The organism is Wolbachia endosymbiont (group B) of Sphaerophoria taeniata, from assembly GCF_947179355.1.
In the GTDB taxonomy this organism is placed as follows: domain Bacteria; phylum Pseudomonadota; class Alphaproteobacteria; order Rickettsiales; family Anaplasmataceae; genus Wolbachia.
Genome location: NZ_CAMXAW010000001.1, coordinates 156,909 through 180,777, shown reverse-complemented (window position 1 = coordinate 180,777; position 23,869 = coordinate 156,909). Strand labels below are relative to the sequence as shown.

Sequence of the window (23,869 nt, the reverse complement as noted above, 5' to 3'; positions counted from 1 at the left end):
CTGCATAAGAATCAAATGAATTAGATGTCAAAACCAATCTTCAGAAAAGAGGTTTACGACAAAACAATCAAAATATGAATATTAAAATATAGGGGGCTTTATGTTAGGTAAAGAAAATACAAAGGAACAAGTAACAGATAATCAATCTAGGTTAATAAGAACGCAGAAAGAAGACACATTGTCATCTAGTAGTCAGCAAATATTACAGCTGCCAGAAGGTTTTACAATAGGGAAAGCAGTTGGAGGAGGGGATGGTTTCTTTCACGCGGTTGTACAAGGACTTAAGCAATTAAAGCCAGGAACAAGTGTTACTGTGAAATCTTTGAGAGAAATTTGTAGGAAGCAAGCTTTAATTAGTCAAGAAATGAAAGAAAAGATTATAGCCGATGCTAGAAACCGTGAAGATTCTACAGTAATACCTCCAGGGCCTGGTATTGATGATGATGAATTATGGAAGACTTATTTGGTTGGTATAGAATACAGTAATGAAGATATAGAAAGAATGCAGAAGGACAATAAAGAAGTGGCTTCATCATTAACTGATTTAAAGTATGGAAATACGTTGCAGGTTCCTATATGTGGCAGACCTAAAATTGAGGGAAGCATGATTTGTAATGAATATAATGTTAAGCTGCATGTTATTGAATATCTTCCCATATATGAATGGTCAGGGTCTCTTATTGATGGATTAGGATCCAAATTTGTAAGTACAGATTATAATGAAAAAGATACTATACATATAATAAATAAAGGAGATTTTCATTTTGAGCCAATCTTGAGCGAGACACTATTAATAAGTGAAATACAGAAAGAATTTACTAGTATTCTAGAGGGTTCTAATCTTATAGAAGATAGAAAGCTTGAAAAGCTAAAAAGTTTTTTTGAAGCATATCCGAGTCTAAACGTTAATTTTCAGGTGAATCAATATAATGATACACCGATACATATTGCTGTTCGTGTGGGAGAATTAAAAATTGTTAGGTTTTTGCTAAAGATAGGAGCACAAGTTGATGTTGTAAATGGAGAGGGAAAGACTCCTATAGATATTGCTAAAGATAATAACAGAAAAGATATCGCTAAGATACTGCAACCGCTTATTTCATATGAAGAAGTTGATATACCAGGAGATGGCAGTTGCTTATTTTGGTCCGTTGCTTTAGCTTACTTAACTCCCGTAAAATTTGATGATTATGCCTTTCATGAAAGGTTTAAAGAATTATTTGCGAGCGACCATGATGTACATTCAATTCAAAGGCTAATGCAAAGTAATGCAAATATTTATGAAGATAGTGTAATGAGGCGGTTGGTAACGAAGACATTTCGTTGTGAGGTTGCTGATGAAGTATGTTTCAGCCAAAGAAGATTTGAAAATAAGGTTGAGATTATGGATCTTTTTGAGAGTAACAGTGGAAGTTATTTTACAGGAGGTACCTTTAAAAAAGAGTTTGAACATGAATTCGGTGCTGAAAAAATTGAGCAGTATAATATTGACACTAGTAAACTCCAACCCAATTTTTTTGATGAAAGTGCAATAAAGGAAATTTGTACTGAACTTAATAAGATAAAAAAACGTGATCAAGTTCAGGAATTTATATTTGATACATACTTGAAATGCATGGAAATGACTCAAACTTGGGGTGGAAAGCATGAAATAAATGCAATGTCTGATCTACTAAATACAGCGATAATAGTGTCTGAGAAAGATTCAAAAGATCTTATATACAATGAAAAGAAAAAATACTGTAACAAAATACGCTTGTCTTATAAAGAAAATAATCATTATCAATTTTATCAAGTAGAGTATTCAAATTTGATGAAGTTTGTTCTGAGTTTCATTCAATCATTTGAAACGAGGCTTATTATATATGATATACTTGCAAGTACACTGAGAGAGGGGAACAGAATATTTTCGGATGGGGTGAGCATTAACAGGTTTGTGCAAAGTATTTTTGGATGTTCAACACATGATGATTGGGAGATGTTTGGTATGAAAGCATCTTTGAGAGAAGGTAATGTAACAAAAGCGACAAAAAGTTTTATTAATCTATCAGACTTAATAGGAACGTTTAATGAATATAAACTGGGCTTTAGAAAAATATTAATGGATGCTGGATGCAATATTTTTCAAAGTTTTGAAATGCAGTTTGAGAAAATAGGTTTTGATCATGTTTCAAAAATAGCAGATGACATTGTAGATAAGATAATTGAATGTTACATTCAGAAAGAACATAAGAGAGATTTGAGCAATATAAGAATAGCTGAAACCCTTGTTCTAAATACATACTTTCAAGGTATGTCTGCGCAGTATGGAGAAATAAGTTATAATCTTAGAGACCTATATGAAAATATCGGAATTGCAGAAGGCAGTGAAGGCTCTTTCGTCTATTATAGAAAGAAAAGTGAGGATAAATCTAGTCAGTATGGTTATCGCCGTTCCCTTATGGGTGAAAAGTCGAAAAGAACATATGATACAAGATATATTAGAGTAGAAGCTACAAACGTAGAACTTGAAAACTATGTGTATACTTTAGATGCCTTAAATATACAAGAATTTAAGGCTAAAGTGGAGAAGGTATTTTATATTGTCAATAAAGAAATCCAAATGCCAAGCAAAAAGATAATTGAGGATCTTATAGTAAAAATTAAATCCCATATTGAACAAGAGGTAAGCTTTTTAAACGAGCATATCTTATTTTGTTGTCAAGAGCGCAAACAAAATTTAGATATGAATTTGAAATACTTAGTTAAAGAAGAAGGAAAAAAAGAACAACATATAATAGGAGGCAAAGAGTTAATAGGAAGAACTGAAAAAAATAGTGATGTTGTATCTTTGATGGAAAAAAATTTAAAAACAATTCCAAATTCGTTTTATTATCTAAAAGTAAAAGAAGCATTTGTAAATCATGCTGAAACAGTCTCTCAAAACTATAGCAACCTACTTGAATCAGAGCATGGTAATACAGCAAGATCTAGGAGTTTTTGGCCTAGTATAAAAGTATCAGATATAAAAAGATTATCATCTCTACTTGGGAAAATGAATTTTAAGGATGTATGTGCTCCAGTAGAAGAATTCACTGGAAGAAAGAAACAAATAGAGGAGATATATACAAAATTACATGGGGGAGAAGTAATAATAGTAGGTCCATCTGGAATTGGCAAAACTCAACTAGCTAGAAAATTTGTTGAAGAAAACAAAGGAGTTTATCTTCATATCTATGAGGTAAATACTCAAGATATATTGTCCATAGAAAGTTCTTTTGATTCCCTTGTCCGAGATAGGCTAAGCATGTGTATGGAAAGAGAAAGAAATAAAGTAGAGGAAAAATGCCTATTCCTTTTTCAGGGAGTTAAAAAAGAAGATCTAGAGAGAATTTTAAAGATCAGAGGTAAAAGAGGTGGTTTTGACTGCTTATTTACTTCTTCTGATCAAGGTTATCAAGATATAGCAGAAGTGTCTTTAGATAGTCTTGGAGAAAAAGAATCTATACAACTTGTAAAAAGAATTTTAGAGATAGCAGATAAGTCGCAAGATGAAAAAATAAAAGCACTAATAAGAAAACTCGAAGGTTTTCCATTAGCTATAAATCTAGCAGTAGCATGTATTAAAAACAAAGGATCAAGCTCTTTGAGCGAAGCATTTGGAATTTTTGAATATTTAATACAATACGAAAGGTTTAATCAGAAATTTCCACGAAACACTAGACAAAATGAATACGATAGAATACTGCAAATAACATTACTAATCTCGATGGAAACAATAGAAAAGATGAGTTCTGGAGAGAAAGTTCTAAAAATTTTAAATGCTATGGCTTATTTTGGTCATGGTACAATTGATCCCAATTTATTTCTTCCCTGGATTAGATATGAGGATAGGCTATACTCCATTTTTAAATTGCTAGAACAATATTCGATAATTTATCCAAAAAAGGAAGGTAAATACAAGGTCTATACTATGCATGAATTAATAAAAAAAGTAATACGTTCACAGTTTACCATAGATGAGGAAAAATACATATTAAGTTGTATCATAGAATTGGTATCTGAAACTGAAGGAGGGTTTTTAGATGTAGTTCACCTCTTATCTTTGTTTGATCATGGTCAAAAATATGACTGTCTAATAGAAGAAAATAAGAATTTTCCTTGTTTAATTTTAAGTGGCTTAAATGAGTTATATGAGTATCAAAAAGTTATCAATCTCACGTCACAATTATCTCAATTACTTGCTGTAGATGATCGATATTCAAGATTAATTAAATATGAGTTTGCCTGCGCGCAAGCTGGTTTGGGACTATATGATAGAGCGTTAAAAATCTTTCTGGATTTAAAAAAATTAGAGAAGGTAAATGATGCATTTCCTTCTCTTACTTTGGATAAAAAAATACTTTCTATTTATCTAAAACAAAAAAATTATAAAAAAGCATTGTCGTACAGTAAATACAATAACTTTATATTTATTAGTTCATTTAACGAAGAAATCATGGAACTTATAGAAGAACATCTAGATATGGCAGTTATTATAGCTGAAGTATTTGTAATGCAAAAAAGATATACTGATGCATTTACAACTTTGTACTATGTAAGACAACTGAGAAATGAAATTTTCCTTAAAATAAGTGATTTTAACTCCGATGATGATCCTTATCTTGATCCTTCCGAGGTGTATGAATTTTATAATTTAGATACAAAATATATCTATGCCTTAGCATATTTCTTTATGAGTCAAGAAAGAAAAAAAGTAACTATAAATGAAGAAGCGTTACCACATAAAGAAGATTTACCTCGTGAATTGAGTATACAAGCTTTATTTAGGCAGCTACAAGATATTCTGATAAATCAAGAGAGTAGTCAGTACTTACAACCGGCTCCTTATTTTGTTGAAATAGAGGTAGGAAAAGTAATTAAAAGAGAATTAAGAGAGAAAGCATTGCAATATTTTGAGAAAGTGCTGAAGCTACAAAAAAATTATGGATTTTTAGATAATCATCCTAACGTACTATCTGTGAAGTTTTATATAGCTGTTTTACATAGTTGCTTAGAGGATAAAGAAAAAGCATTACAAGAACTTCAACGATTGCAAGAATTACAAGAGAAGGTTATAGGGATAAATCATCTTGATACTTTCGATACTGTATATGCTATACAAAAGTTGTTTACTAGAGATGAAGATAAATCAACATATTTAAAAAATGAGGTAGAAAAAAGAGAATCGCTCTTACAATTTGAAAAATCTGATTTGAATGCTAAGGGTGTCTCAATCTTAAAAGAGCTTTATGTAGAAAAAAATAGCGAAAGTTCTTCTTCAGTATCAAGTGAAGAGTTACTGCTAGAAAACAAAAGGTTTCTAGACACAGAGAGTACAAAAACTAAAAGGAGAAAAATAGATAACCAGCCAGCCATTAAGAGTTATCTTAACGATGTCAACGTAAATCTTAGCCGTCAGCAAGATGCTATAGTCAATTTATAATATTGACTGGCAAAACATTATCTTCTTACAACAGATGGGTCTAGATGCTTAAATTTTTAATATTATTTAATGATAATCTAAGGACAATTACAGTAAGGTTTCAGCAGAAGTTTAGATACATGGTTCCAGAGTGTGATGGTAGTGTAAATAAATGAGGAGCACTGTAAACATATAAATTCGAAAGGTGTAAGACCATTAAGAGTTTTAATTCTTCTAGCATAATTGTAAGCCATCATAAAATTGTAAAGATGCTTTTTGAGCTGCTGATGTGAGCGGTGGTAATATTTTTTAACTGTAGCATTTTTAAAAGTTTTATTCATACGTTCAACTTGCCCATTTGTCCAAGACTTTTGTCAAATGGTGTTCAGTGTCATTTTCTTCACAAACTCTATTAAATATGTGTTGAAAAGCGTATTTATGGTGCTTCTGGGAGGCTTTGTTGAATGGCAAGGAATGAGGAGGAGTAATGAAAGGAATTTACGAGGCAAATTTGAAAATAGGCATACCTATATCAGTAAAGTTATTAATCAAATAGCATTTTAAAAGCACCTCTTTGAGAGGGAGTGTTAAATAAACCATACGCGTCAAGTTAAGGAAAAGTGGTATAAGGAAGAAAGGAAACGAAAAAAAACTATTTTATATATTAAGTAATAAAGTTATTAATTTATAGATTCTTCTGAAAAAATCATCTTCTTCTAGATAAGAACTCCCTAAAAAATAAATGTAACAAATAAAATGCCCATCTCAAATGTTGCTATATTTCACGATATTTCCTTAACTTGACGCGTATGGTTTATTTAACACTCCCATTTATCTTATTTTTTATTGGCAGACAGCTTGCTTAAACCCATAAAATCTCTTCATCTGCTCACTCCACAGCATCGGTATTTCTCTCAAGTCAACCCACTTCAAATCTCTTGGCTGCCTTCCATTTACTATATCTTCTTTAATTTTTGGTGCTAAATAATTTAATCTTAAAATTTGGTGTATACGTCTTGTACCTATATTAATTTTGGCACTCAGCTCTTTCACACTTCTGTATTTTCCTTCTTCTAGTTGCCGTTTCCACAGATGGGCTCTTACCACTGCTTTGAGTAACGCATTATTTGTTTTTCCTTCTGGCTCGATTACTGTGCATTTGTTTCCTTTCTTCTTCATTGGTATAAATTTTTCCTCTGATTCAGAACTCACCTCTATTCCATCCTCTCTCACCAATACTGTTCTTATTAACTTTTTCACTACTTTTTTCTGTTTTCCAAAACTTAAATTTTTCCACTCTTCTGCTTTTTCTCTCCATTTTTCATATAGCTGCTCCGCTTTCTTCATTATTTCTTTTTCCACTTCTCCTGCTACTATTGTTCGGTTTATTGATTCACAATTCTTTCCCCTTAAGTGATTGTTGCATACGTAATATCGGTACCTTTTATTCTCTTTTTTTGAGTACGTCAAAGGGTTCTGTCGCATTTGTAGGGAAGTAGAAAGAAGAATGATATAATTGTCTAAAAAAAAGCAAAGATGTTTCGTATCAATCAAAAATTGTTGCCATATTTCAAAGGATTTAGCTTTTCAGCGGATGTTATCTGTATACATGAAATGTCGATTCTCTTTGAGCTATCGAGATTTGGAAGAAATGATGAGTATAAGGGGAGCAAAATGCTACGTTACAAAGGTGGGTTATCACCACTGATAGATGAGGCAGTAAGGAAAAGAAAGAAGCAGGTTGGTAGTAGTTGGAGAGACTTACATTAAATTAAACGGTAAATGGGTTTATTTATATACTGTAGACTTCCTCTTGTGTGTTAGTAGAGACAAGTCTGCAGCACTTGCATTCTTTCGTAAAGCCTTCAGGAGTAACTATCTTCCTGAGAAAATTGTAATTGATAAAAGCGGCAGTAATACTGCTGCTCTTGATGATTTGAATGCAGAAATTTCTGAAGATTACAGTTCTTCAAATAAAATATCTAAATAATATTGTTGATAGATTTATCAAAAAACTAATAAAGCCAATGCTTGGGTTTAAAAGCTTCCATTCCGCAAAGATTACCATCACAGGCATAGAAAATATTCGTATGATTCAAAAAAGACAAATTATTAAAATAATGTTTCTACTTTTGAGAATTTTGCTATATTAATGGCTTCATAACTCCTATAATCCCACCTTTAATGATCTTCTTTCCTATGGTTTATAGATGCGACAGAACCTTTTTTAGTGCTGTGCATATTTGGCAGTAGACGTTTACTTATTACTAAATTTATTATAGTATAATTTAAAATCCTCATGGTATCGAACCATTTCACTAAGTACAATGATAAAAAAACTAGCCTTTCTATGTCTAATATTCGTTTTGATGAGTAGTTGTAGTTTTAGCAATAGGTGTAATCACACTGCAGGTCATTATAAAATTGGCAATAGCTATACAATAAATGGTATCACCTACCACCCAAAATACTGTAGCTGTTACGAAGAAGTAGGAATAGCATCGTGGTATGGAATAGAAGATCATGGCACAATTACAGCCAACGGTGAAGTGTTTAATCGTCACTTGATTTCTGCAGCACATAAGACCTTGCCCCTACCCTGCTTTGTTCGTGTTACTAATTTAGAAAATGGAAGAAAGCTTGTTATAAGAGTTAATGATAGAGGGCCATTTGTTGAAGGTAGAATAATAGACTTGTCAGAAAAAGCAGCACAAGTTTTAGGACTTCATAAGTCTGGGCTTGCGAAGGTAAAAGTCGAGTACTTAAGAAAGAGGTCAGAACAATTGATACAAAATACTCCTCATTACAAAAGGCAATATGAAAAAGAAATGCAGAAACGTCACCCAAAACAAAACAATGCAGAAAGTAAGGGATATGTAGCATTTTTTGTAAACGCTCAAGTAGCTAAATCAGCTGCATCAAAGCTTCGTAATCAAGGAATAGAAAATGTTAGATTGCTTTTCAAGAATGATCAATATTGCGTAAAAGTAAGTTAAAACCTGCATTACAGATTGTGTAGCATGCCAGAAACTATTTGACAAATGAGAATGTTCCAAAAGCATGTGCGTCAAGTTGAGAAACTATCGTGAAATATAGCAATATTTAAGATTGGTATTTTATTTGTTACATTTCAGGTAGTGACAGCTACCTCAGCTAGAGCTGTAAAAAATAATCTACCACTCAAGAAATTTCATTAAAAAAATAGCATAATCTTATTTCTCGGGAGTGTTAAATAAACTGTGTCAAACCGAGAAGTATAGCTCTTTTCATAATAGTCCAAACGAGGTAAAATAAGGTTTTATAGTAGTGAAGGTAAGGATGCCAGCAGCATATAGTTATAAAAAAAGCAATGGAAGCACTAGAAGAAGGAGAAAGCAGGGAAACGGTGGCAGCAAGATTTAAAATTGGAAGAACTACGTTATGGGAGTGGCAGCAAAGAAGAAAAGAAACAGGAGATTTTCAGTCAAAAAAACTTGGAAATGGAGGTTATAATCACAAAATTATAGCCCTTCCCATAATAGTCCAAAAAGGTCATAAGAAAGAAGAATCGACAGCATGACGAAAAGATTTGAATAAAGGAATGTTTTTCCTGGTTCTGTTTTTTATAGCAAACCAATAATGTTCAATTTTGTTAAAATCTGGAGAATATGGAGGAAGATATAAAATTTCTGCACCAACTCCTTTAGCAAATCTTATTAGACTTATGAAAAGTAGCATTATCAAGGATAACAGTTTGTCCAGGTTCCAAGGGAGTGTTAAATAAACTGTGTCAAACCGAGAAGTAAAGTAATAAATTGATAAAAAAATGGAGGTTTGACAATGAGTCAAGCAAACACAACTACCGGTTTGGTAGACTATAAAGAATTAGAAACAAATATCTTATCATCTATACGAGAAGGAAGATACCGTCTTGTCAGTCAACAAGAAAATTATAGAAATTGAATCTTAAGCTGTATTACGAAATCAAAAAATACTTTCTATCAACATATACACTAACCAACTACATTAAATAAATTTGTGTAAAATGCTATTTTACATAAGATAGAAAGTACGCATTTTTTGATTTTAAAGTACTAAATTCTCCTCCAACCGCTTTGCCCTGTAATTCTTGATATGGTCAGGATTAAAAGCACTTTTGGATTTTAGAACACCGAAAATGATATGGAGTAGCTTACGCATTGCAGCACCAACGATAGCCATATTATGCTTACCCTTTTCCTTTAATCTCTGGCAAAAACTAATAATGATAGGATTGTGATTCTTAGCTACTATAGCAGGAAAGAAAAGTGCTTTACGTAATGTTTGTGAACCGGATTTACTTAATCTGGGTTTGGCATATACAGAGGAACCTGACGTCATATTTCGTGGTATAACTCCTGTATATGCTGCCAATTGCCTGGCATCTCTAAAAACCTCTATGTCAGGAACTTCAGCTAAAATAGCTATTGCTGATTCTTCTCCTATTCCTGGAATAGTCAATAGAAGTTGAAAATTTTCCAACAATTCTTTATGTTGATTTAATAGTTCACGTACGGAGTTTTTTATTGTTTCTATTTTTTGAGCTATATTCATTGCAAGGTCTTCCCAAGCACTTGCAACTTCTTTAAGCAGTCTCTCTTTTTTTTCTAAGTGGTTATTTACTAATGTTAACTCATCTTTTAACGCAACTGAGCAACGATAAAGATGTTTTAATTTTTTCATTTCAGGAGAAGGTGGTGTCCAACTAGAAGGTTCCTGTCTTTGGCAATAATCAGCAATAACTTCTGCATCGGTCTGATCATTCTTTTGTCGTATCAGCTTACTCCTTGCATAAGATTTTATGCAATAAGGATTTACAACACTAACAGAATGTCCAGCGTTGTGCAGAAACTCAGCCAAAGCTTCGCTATAACAACCAGTAGCCTCCATGCAGGCTTTTACTTCTTCTACATTATGTTTTTGTAGAAAGCTAAGTAAACCTTGAAACCCAGAATCCTCGTTTTTAAAACTCCTTTTTCTAGTTTCACATCTTCCTTTTTTGCTTATGAACGAGAGAAAAACATCAAAGCGATCTTTCGATACATCTATACCTAAAAAGTTGTTGATCATATATAACCCCATGCGTTACCATTAAAAATGAAAAGTAAGGCTAGTCTTGTGAATACAGAATTAGAACCATTTAGGTTTTTCTACGATACCGTCCAGCCTGTACTCTTGAGAAGAGAACTCTTATCTACCTTACAGATTTTATATCTAAGACCACTGACAGAGTTCTTCTCTTCTCCATCTAATGCTTAAGCTTAAAACATTAGATGCTTTTTACAAGATACAAGACCATTGACAGGAAGAGATGGAGCATTAACACCATTTATAAAAAAACTGCTAGAGGGAAGGCGAGATAGAAAACCATTTGTCGGCTGAAAGCGAAGAAAACAACCGAAGAAATTCAAAGACTTTACGGACAAGTATTTGAACTATTGACACCAAGAGATAGAGAAGGAAGTTTCGAGCTACAAGTAGTCAGAAAAAGGCAAACAAACGAACTTGAAGCAAAGGTTTTAAGTACATATGCCAGTGGCATGGGATATAGCATCGCATGTAGAAGAAATATAAAATATCTGCAGCAGAGATATCAAGTATTACTGACAAATTGTTACCAGTAATCAACGAATGGCGCAGTCGTCCGCTGCAATCTGTATATCCAATAGTGTTCATGGTTTTTTAAGGTCAAGGAGGACGGGCATTGTGTAAGCAAATGTATGTATAACATATTAGCAAAATGGCAGAAAAGAAGTTTTGGGTTTTTATTTGGCTGAAAGTGAAGTTCTGGTTGGGAGTGCTAAATGACCTCAAAGAAAGAGGAGTAGAAGATATCCTTATTGCCTGCGTTGATGGGCTGAAAAGCTTTCCTGCAGCTATAAACAGTGTCTTTCCTAATGCGGAAGTGCAGATGTGTATAGTGCATCAGATACGCAACTCACTGAAGTATGTGGCCAGTAAAGATGCGAAGAGTTTTTTGAGCGATTTAAAGAAGGTATATCAAGCTTCAAGCAAGGAAATTGCCGAGAATTATCTGTTGGAATTGGATGAAAAATGGGGTGCAAAGTATCCTATGGTTTTGGCAAAACAATTGGGAGAATTTATCTGGTTATTTTAAGTATTCAGGCCCAGTCAGAAGGGTAATCTACACCACCAATCCCATAGAGGGGCTACATAGGCAAATTAGGAAATTCACTAAGACCAAAGGCTCATTTACCAGCATAAATGCCTTGTATAAGCAGGTATATTGTGCTATAAAGAAGGCAGAGGAAAAGTGGACGATGCCTGTACATGATTGGGCATTAACTATCTCTCAACTTGATGTTTTCTTTCCTGGCAGATTGAAAATTGAGTTGAACTAAAAATGCGATTTGACACAGTTTATTTAACGTATCCGTTCAGCGGAGTGGCAGAATAAGGTAGACAAGGTGATCTAAAAAGATAATCATAGAGCAAAAGTGAGGTAATGTGGTAAACCTTTTAGAGCTTTGCAAAAATTTACAGCAAAAAATAGAAAAGTTAGAAGCAAAAATAGAAAAGCTGGAAAGGGAGAATGAAAGTTTAAAAGCAGAGAACAAGGCTTTAAAGATAGAGAACGCTGAATTAAAGGAAAGGCTTGGTTTAAACTCGAAAAATTCATCTCTACCAAGCTCTAGAGAGTTGTACAAAATAAAAAAGGACAAGCCAAAGAGCGACAGAAACGTTGGTGGTCAGGTTGGTCATAAAGGAAGTTTTCGCGCCAAAATGGATGCAGATGAGGTGATAAAAGTAAAGTTGTCATCTACTTGTGAATGCGGAGGAGGGATTGCAATATGCAATGGACCGTACATTCATCAAAAAGTTGATCTTCCGGAAATTAGGCCTTATGTAGTGGAATATCAGATGGAGCATGGTCGTTGCCGGAGATGCGGAAAAAGAAGAAGCAGTAAGTTACCAGAAGGTGTTACGTCAGATACATTTGGTCCAAGGGTTAAGTCAATAATTGCAGCGTTCAGCGGATTCTACAAAAATTCAAAACGCGAAATAGCGAGTGTCGTAAATGATATCTTCAATTTGAACATAAGCGTCGTTAGCATATCAAATAGTGAACATAGAGTTGCTTCAAAATGCAAAAAAATGTATGAGCAGATCGAACAAGAGATAAGTAGGAGTAAAGTTCTACATATTGATGAAACGAGCCATTATAACAAAGGTAAACTCGCTTGGTGTTGGATGTTTGCAAGCAATACGGCAAGTTTTGTGAAGTTGACAGAGTCAAGAGGAATGAAAGTTTTAAAAAATAACGCATGCTGCAATCATAATAGCTTAGTGGTAACCGACAGGTACGCAGTATACAATTACTTTGCTGATGAAAAAAGGCAAATCTGCTGGGCACACTTAGCAAGGGATTTTGAAAGATTAGCGCATAGTTGGAATATTGAAGTCAAAGTTCTTGGCTGTTACTTAAGAAATGTAGCTACTGAATTATTTGCACTAAAAAAGGCTTTGCTAAAAAATGAGATAGATGTTTTTAGATTTGCCAGACGTGCCAGAAAGTTGCGAAAACGTACAAGGTATTACTTGAAGGAAATATCCTACTTACCTGAAGCAATTGGAGCCTCTCGAGTTGCGAAAAATATTTTGAAATCTGAAAGAATGATGTGGAATTTTTTAGATGACCCAAAAAACATTCCGCTGACAAACAACCATGCTGAACAGCAGATACGGCATTATGTCGTTTACCGCAAAAATTCGTATTTTACACAATCAAAGCGGGGAAATGCATTCCTTGAACGGATAATTTCGTTATACTTAACATGGAAACAAAGGGGTCTCAATCCTTTCCAAAACCTCTTATCTATTGTTTCTTAAACCACTCTCCTGAACGGATACTATTTAACACTCCCTTATTGCTGGTATTGTAAATCTTAAGCACGCCTTTTAGTTAACCTTCATTTTAGTCACCCTCCTTTCCTTCTTTTTATCGCTTGATTCGCAGCAGGTCTTTTGCGGAATGGAAGCTTTTAAACCCAAGCATTGGCTTTATTAGTTTTTTGATAAATCTATCAACAATATTATTTAGATATTTTATTTGAAGAACTGTAATCTTCAGAAATTTCTGCATTCAAATCATCAAGAGCAGCAGTATTACTGCCGCTTTTATCAATTACAATTTTCTCAGGAAGATAGTTACTCCTGAAGGCTTTACGAAAGAATGCAAGTGCTGCAGACTTGTCTCTACTAACACACAAGTCTACAGTATATAAATAAACCCATTTACCGTTTAATTTAATGTAAGTCTCTCCAACTACTACCAACCTGCTTCTTTCTTTTCCTTACTGCCTCATCTATCAGTGGTGATAACCCACCTTTGTAACGTAGCATTTTGCTCCCCTTATACTCATCATTTCTTCCAAATCTCGATAGCTCAAAGAGAATCGACATTTCATGTATACAGATAACATCCGCTGAAAAGCTAAATCCTTTGAAATATGGCAACAATTTTTGATTGATACGAAACATCTTTGCTTTTTTTTTAGACAATTATATCATTCTTCTTTCTACTTCCCTACAAATGCGACAGAACCCTAAAAAAGGTGGTAGTTTAACCTACCATCTCCTCTGGTTTCACTATCCTTTCAAACTCCTCCTCAGTGAGTAGTTGAAGTTTTGCTGCTGCTTCTTTTAGAGTGATATTTTCTTTATAAGCAAGCTTCGCTATTTTTGCTGCATTGTCATATCCTATATGCGTATTTAATATAGTAACTAGCATTAACGACTGATTTAGTAAATCCTTTATTCTTTCTTCGTTTGCTTTAATATCAACTACGCATTTCTCTGCAAAATTTAAACTTGTATCAGCTAAAAGTCTTATAGACTGCAAAACATTGTAAATTATCACCGGCTTAAACACGTTCAATTCAAAGTGACCATTTGAGCCACCAATTGTCACTGCAACATGATTTCCCATAACTTGAGCACATACCATAGTCACTGCTTCGCATTGAGTTGGATTCACCTTACCCGGCATGATTGAAGAGCCAGGCTCATTTTCTGGTAACATTATTTCTCCAATTCCACATCTTGGACCAGAACCAAGTAACCTTATATCATTTGCAATTTTCATCAAGCTTACTGCTACTGTATTGAGTGCTCCACTGAGCTCAACTAAAGCATCATTTGCTGCTAGTGCTTCAAACTTATTTTTTGCTGAAATAAATGGAAAATTAGTGATTTTTGCCACTTCTTTAGCAAAATCCTCAGCAAAACCCTTTTTAGTATTGATTCCCGTGCCAACTGCAGTGCCACCTTGTGCAAGTTCATATACATTGCTTAGAGTTGACTTTACTCTCTCTATTCCCTTTTTAATCTGAACTGCATAGCCAGAAAATTCCTGCCCAAGTGTTAGAGGAGTTGCATCTTGCAGATGAGTACGCCCTACTTTTATTATATCTTTAAATTCATGAACCTTATTATTTAGCGCTTTATATAATTCTTCAAGATTGGGAATAAGCAAGCGGTCTATTTGTTCTGCTACTGCTATATGCATTGCTGTTGGAAAAGTGTCATTTGATGACTGACCACAGTTTACATGATCATTTGGATGCACTGGAGATTTACTACCTAAATCACCGCCCAAAATTTCTATTGCACGATTGCTGATCACTTCATTCACATTCATATTGGTCTGCGTCCCAGACCCGGTTTGCCAAACAACAAGTGGAAATTGATTATTAAATTTACCGTCTATTATTTCCTTTGCAGCTGAGCAGATTGCATCCCCTACTCTATTATCTATGCTACCCTGCTTCATGTTAACACGTGCTGCTGCAAGTTTTACTATTGCTAGCGCTTTAATCAGGGGCTCTGGCATTTTCTCTGTACCAATTTTGAAATTTTCCAAAGAACGCTGAGTCTGCGCTCCCCAGTAATGTTCACTTGGTACTTTTACTTCTCCTAAGCTATCTGATTCTATTCTAACTTTTTTATCCATATTTCCTCATTCTAGTGTTTGACATTACCTACATATATGATTAGTTAAATCAAATTGTATTTCAGTGTCAAGTTGAGACATTTTTAGTGAAGACCTTAGAAAACTTTCAAGCCATATCTTTTGCTTCTATTATTTTTTTATTGTTATTAAGGCAATCATGCAACCTTAAGCAATAAACCTACTCTCACCCTCTATAAGGCTATTCTACTTAGAGCTTGAATAGTGAAAACATCTTTAAGCGCAGAAGCTATACCTGTGTTTGCTTTCTCTTTTTTTACTTCTACAACTGTATAACCAAAAATTGCACCTAACGCTAGACTAATGGTAGCTGATGCTGCACAAACTGCAATCGCTGCTCCCGCAGAACATGATATTGTCATACCTGCAACATAACCTATTGCACCACTCACGCCAATGCAGACGTATTTCTTCCGCAGTTCTTTTTGTATGTAACCTTTCAGATATTCTTTTACATCTAAATGCCCGTTTCTAGTAGCATAATTCAGAGCAGTGTTTTCATAGCCATCTTTCACATTAACATTTGCTTTTGCTGTTTCTATCAGGTACTGTACTACCTCTAAATAGCCACTTCCAGCAGCCCACATTAGAGCAGTTCTTCCATAGTGATCTGTTGAATTAATATCTTCTTTCTGTTTTTCTATCAGGTATCTTACTGTTTCTAATTGACCATTTTTGGCAGCTGAAAATAATCCTGCATGATTGTTAATCATTTGTGCAAATGATAATGTTTTTAGTTTAGGGGGTTGTAACTCTTGAGTATTAAAGTTTAATTGTGCTGGAACAATTTCTACTTCAAGCTCTACATGTTCTCTTGTGAAACGATCAAGTAGCCTTTTTACCTGATCAATTGTTTGAATTCTTACCTTATAATACCGCGATAAAGAATTGATTATTTCCCTGTTGTTAAGAAAAAATATCACTAATTCTATTTTACCTGTTAAATCTTTAGCATAGATTGAGTATTCTATATTTAATCTATCTTGTGAAATATTTCGTATTGTCTCACTCTCTGTCCAAATTCTTACCTGTTCATTAATTCTCTTACTTACAAGAAAATTATATAATTCACTATCTTCTTCCTTCATTTTATTGAGCTCATCCTTACAGTCATACCAATAAGATGATAACTCTGGTATACAAGTAGGAAGAGGAAAGCGAGGTATTGACATATCAAGATTAGCTATTAAATGATATCTAGTTAGAAGCTTTGCTATCTCCGTATGGCCATTTACAATAGCATATGTTAGGGCAGAGAATTGACCTTTACGTTTCACATTTAAATCAGCTCCATTTGCTATTAGAAGTTGTACTACCTCAAGATGACCATGGGCAGCATCATGAATTAGAGCAGTTATGTTTCCCGGAGATTCTGCATTAACATTTGCTCCCTCTTCTATCAAGTATTGTAATATCTCTAGTTGACCATTGTCAGCAGCCCATATTAAAGCAGTTCTCCCATAATCATCATCTATTGTATTAATAATTGCTCCACCCTGTATAGCTTGCTGAACAAAATCTAGCTGTCCTTTTTTAGCAGCATCAATTAGCTGCGCATTTAGCTGTTTTTGTGATGGCATATACCCCTCCTAAAATAAATATACAATTTAAAGCTATTTTAGCCACTATTCAAGTTTTAATGGCTAAAATTGATTGAATCACTTTTTAGTGTTTTTTTATGGTTGTTTGAGTCTAGCAAAGATGAGTCTATATCACAATCTAGTAATTCTCCTACTGCACTTAGTAAACCAGCTGTACAACCAGCTATTTTGATCTGGATAAGAGGAGATATAATTTATAACCACTCCCCTATCCTTTCTAGTTGTTTGTAGATGTTAAATCTCAGGAATTTATCAAAATAAGGAGAGGCAATGAAGGGAGTAGTATCTCTTAAATAATTAGATAAGAAATCTGGTAGAATATTCTGAAATTCATGCATTTTTTGTCTATAATCTTTCAAAGCAATAACCTTTATTTTATCATAATCAAGTTTCCAATAAGCAAGCTCCGAGACTTCTTTTTTTGTTGTGTATTCCACTGCTAAAGCTTGTAAAATTAATTGCGGGAAAAATCCTGACATAACTTCCTCATTGGAAGGTGGTGAACCAAGTTTATAGTCTATAATTGCTACTTGCCCACCTGGTAGATACTCAACTCTATCACATCTTGCTGTCAATAAAATTTCTTCTGTCATTCGAGTATCTGACCAGCTCTTATTACACAATTGTCTGGTGTGTTCATTTGCAATCAAATTTTCTGGATCCAAGTAGTCAAGCACTGGGATGACACCCTTATTCTTAGTGGAAGTTGTACAGCATCCGCGCAGTTGTGTGTCACGCGCTGGAATATGAAATATCGGATAGGAAAAGCTCTTCTCCAACTCAACTTGATTGTTTCCAGTCCTATCAAACTCAACAAAAGATTGAATTATCCTCTGCAACCTTACCCACCACATATTTGAAAAGTGGAATCGATTAGACGAGAATATTTCTCGTGCAATACTCATCAGCGACTTTTCGTTGCGTAAATATCTTGCAAAAATATTGTGTACCATAGTGCCAAACTCCAATATCGATGGCTTAAAATTTAAGTCTTTCAACTGTCTAAGGTTCAGTATGTATTCAACATAAAATGAATAAGGGTTACGAATCAGTTTTTCTACCGCACTGCAAGACATCACTTGCATTTTTTCTTCTCTGACTTTGGCTTGAGGTTTTGGCATAGGCTGAGTACATGGAACAATGCACTCAGGTGTATTTAATATTCTTAGCCAATTGCGATAAGGATATTTTGGTTCTTGTAACAGAACCTCCAAACGGCGCAATAGAATTGATTTTCTATCACTCACTAGCCTCGTAATATAAACCTTGCCGGCACCAAATAAATTGCGCAAAGTATACAAAAAGCACCCTTGCTCTTCTTGCACAGAAGGAAGGTTAAATTTTTCTCTATTCAGTGCACTCAAAAACGGATTCTGAAAATTTGGTATATCATTAAATCCAGCAAGTATTACAACTTTATTTTGATATAAGCTAAATTTATCAAAGTTATTTTCTGGAGAAAAAAACTTCCTTTTTAAAAATAATATCAGGATTTGACTATATAACTCTAAGGAACACTCAATTGCTATACCGTCACATGCATTTAAGAAATCACGAGTAAAATTACCTATTTCACCATTTAGCTCTAGAAAATTCACATTAGAAAGCACATTAACACACTGTAAATGAGCTGCTGCTATATCAGAAATAGGATAATTTATAAGATTAAGTAAAAGATTAAATATAGTTTCTAATCTACTGATAATAATTAATATATCTTCTTTATATCTTAGCTTTTTACAAGTACTAATAGCGTTGATAATATCCTTAAGACCATTTATATCAAAGCTACGCAATACTTCTATCTCAAACTCAGATAAAATACGAGTGTACTCTTCTTGAGCGTAACCAAAAGTCACTAGCCTATGTTTAAGAAGAGAAAGCAATGCCACACCGTTCCATTTTGAGTTCAAAATCTCAATACTATAAAGCAGAAGCGTCACATAAGAATAGTTTTTCGATATGGGGCACACCATACGAACTGCAAGTAATTTATCAAAAACAACCAAAGAAACGTTTTCATAACCTTCATTCTCCATAATTAGTGACGTCACCTGTGCTTCTTCCTCTCTGGAATCACAAGTGATGACTTCAATATTGCCAATATATCCATTACTAACTTTACTTAGATCGGCAGTTGTATCAAAGACATAATCTAGTTCAGGAATGCCTGTCATCCCAGCCCTCTGATTTTTAGTGTACGAACATTGTAATTTGCAGGTAATTTGAGTAGTAGATGATGTCATTCCAGTGCTTGACACTGGAATCCAGTTTCTATTGTACAGCAACCTGGTGCACTCATTTAAAGTTAAGTTTTCTGGATCCGAGTGTCTGGGCACTGGAATGACATCAGAACACGCTTCTGGCAGAAAACTTACATCCTCTCTGCCTATACTTAAATAATCGAGCAGATCTTTCAGGCAATATTGATAATGTTTTTTATCAAGTGATTGCCAATCTTTCTCTTTAATTTTCAAATTCAGATTAGGTAAAATTATCTTTCCAAATGGCAGGTCGTATACAGCTTTAATCAACAACTTATAAATCTCCTCCTTTCCAATTCCAATAAAGATCATATGCTGATCTTTCTTCAGGGAGGCTATCATATTGTTTATGTAGTCACTCTTATGCTTTAGTATATCTACTACTCCTAAATTTTTTAAAGTGTTACTCCAAGTTTTGATAAGTAAGTTTATGAAATTCTCCATTTTCTTCGAATGCTCATCAAGCTGATAACAATCCGCTATTTGGGTATATTGAAGTAATGACGGCAAACTGTAAACTAGATCGATTGGAAAACTATCATTGTGTTTTTTATTCCACTCCAATATAAATTGAATGAGTAGCAGCGTTCTCTTTGTCGGGTTAATAACTTTAACTCTATCAAGATTTAATATTAAATCTTCTTCATCAATGTTTTCTAGTGAAACTATCTCTGGCAAAATTATAGTTCTGTAATTCTTGAATGCACTCAGCAATGCTATCACATCCCTCTTGCAGGGAAGTATGATCTTTATCTCGGGAATTTTTTCTCTTTCATATTCAGAAAATATGTGCTGAACCAGCACATCAAAAAGGGACTCATTCACATTAACAGTAAAAACTCTTCCCACTAACAGTAACAATTAATACAACACTTTTATTGTATAGAAATTATTTAAAATATAAATGTGCTCGCAGTTTCTTATGCTATGATATATTAAAGTCTTTCACAATATTACATGGCAAACATCAGAATAGAAGTTTTTAATAAATGTGAACAAGTTGGCCGCAGAAGGGTAGTTAATGTTTACTTGATTTACATAAGCAAAGAATTACCATCAAAATTACATGAAGAAATTTGTGGGCTATTTTATAATAAAGTCATACAAGACTGCCGTTATTATTCCTACAATGAAAACCTTGAAAAAGTTCAATATAACTTCATAGAATCACAAGCAAAGTGGGGCTTGGAGATAAGCTTTTTACCTGGCATGACCGATAACGTAGGAAACACGGCAAAACAAATTGTTAGAGAATATCTAATGAGCAAAGGCCACATTGATGAAAGTGTTTCTATCAAGGCAAGAAGTTCAAAATTGATTCTAAGTCAAGGAGGTTTTCCAACCGAAGATGACATAAAACAGGAATTCAATCCTATTACTGAATATTGCACACTTGTCTATAAAGAAAACGGCAATTGCCATTGGAAGTATTACAGTAAACCAAATACCCCACCTGGTGTCATTACAGCGCGTAACCAGGAAAAAAAAGAATGGATTCCAGTGTCAAGCACTGGGATGACACCAGCTAATAATGGAGCAAAATCTGTCAAACTCAATGTAAGTGACCAAGAGCTTGAAAAAATCAGCAGAGATGGAATCGATGGTAATGGCACTTTAGGGCTCTCGCTGGCAGCAATGAAAGCTATAAAGGATTACTTTAAAAAACTCGGTAGAAATCCATATGATATTGAACTTGAGTCTCTGGCACAGACTTGGTCTGAACATTGTAAACACAATATTTTTTGCTCCCCTATTGATGAAATAAAAGATGGTCTATATGCTCATTATATTAAGCGTGCAACGCGTGAGATAAATTCTAACATATGCGTGTCAGTTTTCTCCGACAACGCAGGAGGAATAATTTTTGATGACGATTACTTGATTGTAGATAAAGTTGAAACTCACAATAGTCCTTCAGCTCTCGATCCGTTCGGTGGAGCAATGACTGGAGTGCTTGGAGTTAATCGAGATATAGTCGGTTTTGGCAAAGGTGCAGAACCTATCATGAATACTTATTACTTTTGCTTTGCCAAAGAATCAAAAGGCAAACTTTATAGAGATAAAGAGCGTACTGATAAAATCTTACCACCAAAATATATAATGAAAGAAGTGATTCACGGTGTTAATGTTGCTGGTAATTGCTCCGGTATTCCAACGCAACTTGGATCGGTATACTTTGACGATAGATTCTGTGGAAAGCCATTAGTTTTTGTTGGAAGCATCGGAATTATTCCACGGAATATAAATAATGCACCTTCACACATAAAAGAACCCAAAAACGGTGATAAAATCGTAATTATTGGTGGAAGAGTTGGAAGGGACGGAATTCACGGTGCAACTTTTTCTTCAGAGGCATTGTCGGGAAACAGCCCTTCAACAATTGTGCAAATTGGTGATCCTATAACACAAAAAAAATTATCCAACGCCGTCGTAAAAGCAAGAGATCTTGGTCTTTATAATGCAATAACGGATAATGGAGCAGGCGGTCTATCATCGTCCATTGGTGAAATGGGAAAAGACGGATTTGAAGTGGATTTGAGCAAGGTTCTCCTTAAAAACGATGGTATGGCTCCGTGGGAAATATGGATATCAGAATCACAAGAGAGAATGACCTTAGCAGTGCCAGAAGAAAATCTTCCTGCGTTTAAGCAAATCATGAAAACACATGATGTGGAGGTCTGTGTAATTGGAGAATTCAACAAAAGTGGCAAAGCCGTTGTTAAATGTCCCCCAGGGGCAGTAATAATGGACATCGAAACTGAATTTCTGCATGATGGTAATCCTAAAATGCATTTACAGACAAAGCCATGGTCTGGAAAATCTAACCCATACGCTGTTATTCCAGAATTCTCTCCTGTTATCCCAGTGCTTGACACTGGAATCCAGCAGGCTTTGTCTGCAAATAAATCTAAAACTTTATGTAAAAATACGTGCGATGGCAGAGTTGAGCTTGAGATAGATTCCAGTGTCAAGCACTGGAATGACACCTTTGCACTAAAAGAAATGCTAAGCAGACCAAACATACGCAGCAAAGAGTTTATAGTGGTGCAATATGACCATGAGGTTCAAGGATCGTCAATACTGAAACCACTGCAAGGCAAGGGAAGAGTGTGCAGTGAAGCTGTTGTCTCGAGGCCAGTCCTTTCTTCAAACAAAGGTGTTGTAAAATCGCAGGGATTTGGCTCAAGTTATGGAGAAATTGACACTTATCACATGGCAGCATGTGCGATTGACACTGCAATACGCAACTACGTAGCTGCAGGAGGAAATATAAATCATCTAGCGTTGCTCGACAATTTTTGCTGGTGTGATGCTTATAATCCAGAAAGGCTGTGGCAACTAAAGAGAGCTGCAGAGGCTTGTTACAACTTTGCAACTGCATTTAAAACACCATTTATATCCGGAAAAGATAGTATGTTTAACGACTTTAAGGGATATGATGAAAATGGCGAGAAAGTGATGATATCTGCACCACCTTCACTACTCATTTCAGCAATTGGAGTTATAGACAATATTGAAAATGCGGTATCGCTTGATGTGAAAATGCCAGGGGACTTGATATATGTGCTTGGTACAACCCACGATGAGCTTGGTAGATCTGAATATCAGTTATATAGTGGAATAGATAATAACAACGTGCCAAAAGTTAATGCAAAGAGCGCTAGGAGGTTGTATGAACGTTACAACCAGGCAATAAAAGATGGCATAATTGTCTCTGCAATTGCACCAAACTTAGGCGGCTTAATTATTGCTTTGGCAAAATCGCTAATTGCAGGAGACCTTGGTGCTGAAATTGATCTTTCACTAGTACCAATAGGAAAAACACAAAATACAGACATAATAAACAAGATAATAATGTTTTCTGAATCGCAAAGTAGAATATTAGTAACTATTGCCCCGCAAAATCAGCGGAAGTTTGAAGAATTGTTTAAAGGTATAGTTTTTTCATGTATTGGAAAAGTGACAGAGGAGAAAGCTCTCAATATAAAGGATATTATAAGAATAGATTTGAAAGACTTAGGTACTAGTTTAAATAACTTTTGATTACGCTAGACAAATTTTTCATTATGTGTAATGTCTGATTAAAATAAATGCATATTATTAAATTTGGGTAGGTGATTATGTCCATTTTATCAATACTCTTGCTTATCAGTCTTTCTTTACTTAACACTTCAAATAAATTAATGATATGTGCTGCCTTATTTGTGGGAGCTACTTTAGTTGTAAACTCAATGGTTGAGTTTTATGGTAGAAGCAAAGCTACTTACAGCTTAATAGTGTGTACAGTGATATGCTGTCTTTTTAAATTGCAAAATTTTAGTTTTATGATACTGGTTCTATATACTGCAATTTTAATCTCTCTTCTCTCAAGCATAGTTGTTTTTGAAGAATTAAAGTCGAAATTGAATTTTCATATGGCAAATTTCATCACTTTAATTATAGCATCGGTCATTGATAGTACGATTATTTGTGTTGGACTACTATACAAAATTTCTGCAGGTAAATGCTTATCAATATATATTAAAGATTTAATTTTCAAGTTTTCCTATGC

General features: G+C 34.4%; 11 protein-coding genes and 7 pseudogenes. 10 read left to right on the top strand and 8 right to left on the bottom strand.

Annotated elements, in window-relative coordinates:
• The first annotated feature begins 100 nt into the window (after window positions 1–100).
• On the top strand, window positions 101–5,464 hold the full coding sequence (locus tag ONG75_RS00860) for an ankyrin repeat domain-containing protein (protein ID WP_264375514.1): 5,364 nt from the start codon (window positions 101–103) through the stop codon (window positions 5,462–5,464).
• Window positions 5,465–5,541: 77 nt separating this feature from the next.
• Here ONG75_RS00860 and ONG75_RS00855 read toward each other — a convergent pair.
• Together ONG75_RS00855 and ONG75_RS00850 are read right to left on the bottom strand one after the other, a co-directional pair.
• A pseudogene (locus ONG75_RS00855) lies at window positions 5,542–5,878 on the bottom strand (integrase core domain-containing protein); the annotation flags it as partial.
• 408 nt (window positions 5,879–6,286) lie between these two features.
• A pseudogene (locus tag ONG75_RS00850) lies at window positions 6,287–6,913 on the bottom strand (recombinase zinc ribbon domain-containing protein); the annotation flags it as partial.
• 66 nt (window positions 6,914–6,979) lie between these two features.
• On the opposite strand from ONG75_RS00850, the pseudogene ONG75_RS00845 reads away from it, so the two are divergent.
• From ONG75_RS00845 to ONG75_RS00835, 3 genes and pseudogenes are all read left to right on the top strand, one after another.
• Window positions 6,980–7,607, top strand: a pseudogene (locus tag ONG75_RS00845) (IS6 family transposase).
• 163 nt (window positions 7,608–7,770) lie between these two features.
• Window positions 7,771–8,439 (top strand): septal ring lytic transglycosylase RlpA family protein, encoded by a 669-nt coding sequence (locus ONG75_RS00840; RefSeq protein ID WP_012481726.1) that lies wholly within the window; start codon window positions 7,771–7,773, stop codon window positions 8,437–8,439.
• Between the two features lie 322 nt (window positions 8,440–8,761).
• Window positions 8,762–8,945, top strand: a pseudogene (locus tag ONG75_RS00835) (IS630-like element ISWpi11 family transposase); the annotation flags it as partial.
• Window positions 8,946–8,974: 29 nt separating this feature from the next.
• Here the strand turns inward: ONG75_RS00835 and ONG75_RS00830 are convergent.
• A pseudogene (locus ONG75_RS00830) lies at window positions 8,975–9,203 on the bottom strand (transposase); the annotation flags it as partial.
• Window positions 9,204–9,262: 59 nt separating this feature from the next.
• Here ONG75_RS00830 and ONG75_RS00825 point away from each other — a divergent pair.
• Complete coding sequence (locus ONG75_RS00825; protein WP_264375462.1) at window positions 9,263–9,385, top strand: hypothetical protein; 123 nt, start codon at window positions 9,263–9,265, stop codon at window positions 9,383–9,385.
• A 123-nt stretch (window positions 9,386–9,508) separates the two neighbouring features.
• Here ONG75_RS00825 and ONG75_RS00820 read toward each other — a convergent pair whose 3' ends face one another.
• Window positions 9,509–10,531, bottom strand: coding sequence for an IS110 family RNA-guided transposase (locus ONG75_RS00820; RefSeq protein WP_264375440.1), 1,023 nt, complete (start codon window positions 10,529–10,531; stop codon window positions 9,509–9,511).
• 368 nt (window positions 10,532–10,899) lie between these two features.
• Here ONG75_RS00820 and ONG75_RS00815 point away from each other — a divergent pair, with 368 nt between their 5' ends.
• The 4 genes and pseudogenes from ONG75_RS00815 to tnpC all read left to right on the top strand — a co-directional run bounded on the left by ONG75_RS00815 (window position 10,900) and on the right by tnpC (window position 13,312).
• On the top strand, window positions 10,900–11,085 hold the full coding sequence (locus ONG75_RS00815; protein WP_264375513.1) for a transposase: 186 nt from the start codon (window positions 10,900–10,902) through the stop codon (window positions 11,083–11,085).
• A pseudogene (locus ONG75_RS00810) lies at window positions 11,073–11,579 on the top strand (transposase). The gene ONG75_RS00815 and the pseudogene ONG75_RS00810 overlap by 13 nt, the downstream one beginning before the upstream one ends.
• Window positions 11,509–11,823 carry a transposase gene (locus tag ONG75_RS00805; RefSeq protein WP_264375512.1) on the top strand — a complete coding sequence of 105 codons (315 nt, stop codon included), beginning with the start codon at window positions 11,509–11,511 and terminating at the stop codon, window positions 11,821–11,823. Before ONG75_RS00810 ends, ONG75_RS00805 begins: the two are co-directional and overlap by 71 nt.
• Window positions 11,824–11,929: 106 nt before the next feature.
• Window positions 11,930–13,312: an IS66 family transposase gene (gene tnpC / locus ONG75_RS00800; RefSeq protein ID WP_264375454.1), complete on the top strand. Its 1,383-nt coding sequence runs from the start codon at window positions 11,930–11,932 to the stop codon at window positions 13,310–13,312.
• Window positions 13,313–13,448: 136 nt separating this feature from the next.
• On the opposite strand, the pseudogene ONG75_RS00795 reads toward tnpC, so the two are convergent.
• The 4 genes and pseudogenes from ONG75_RS00795 to ONG75_RS00780 all read right to left on the bottom strand — a co-directional run.
• Window positions 13,449–13,963, bottom strand: a pseudogene (locus ONG75_RS00795) (IS6 family transposase); the annotation flags it as partial.
• Between the two features lie 82 nt (window positions 13,964–14,045).
• Entirely contained in the window at window positions 14,046–15,434 is a 1,389-nt protein-coding gene (gene fumC / locus ONG75_RS00790; RefSeq protein WP_010401666.1) for a class II fumarate hydratase, read from the bottom strand.
• A 191-nt stretch (window positions 15,435–15,625) separates the two neighbouring features.
• On the bottom strand, window positions 15,626–17,032 hold the full coding sequence (locus ONG75_RS00785; protein ID WP_264375511.1) for an ankyrin repeat domain-containing protein: 1,407 nt from the start codon (window positions 17,030–17,032) through the stop codon (window positions 15,626–15,628).
• A 215-nt stretch (window positions 17,033–17,247) separates the two neighbouring features.
• The gene (locus ONG75_RS00780; protein WP_264375510.1) at window positions 17,248–20,166 is read right to left on the bottom strand and encodes a PD-(D/E)XK nuclease family protein; all 2,919 of its coding nucleotides are present in this window, start codon (window positions 20,164–20,166) and stop codon (window positions 17,248–17,250) included.
• Between the two features lie 108 nt (window positions 20,167–20,274).
• Between ONG75_RS00780 and ONG75_RS00775 the strand changes: the two genes are divergently transcribed.
• Window positions 20,275–23,361, top strand: a complete 3,087-nt coding sequence (locus tag ONG75_RS00775) for a phosphoribosylformylglycinamidine synthase subunit PurL (RefSeq protein WP_264375509.1) — start codon at window positions 20,275–20,277, stop codon at window positions 23,359–23,361.
• Window positions 23,362–23,869 lie beyond the last annotated feature (508 nt).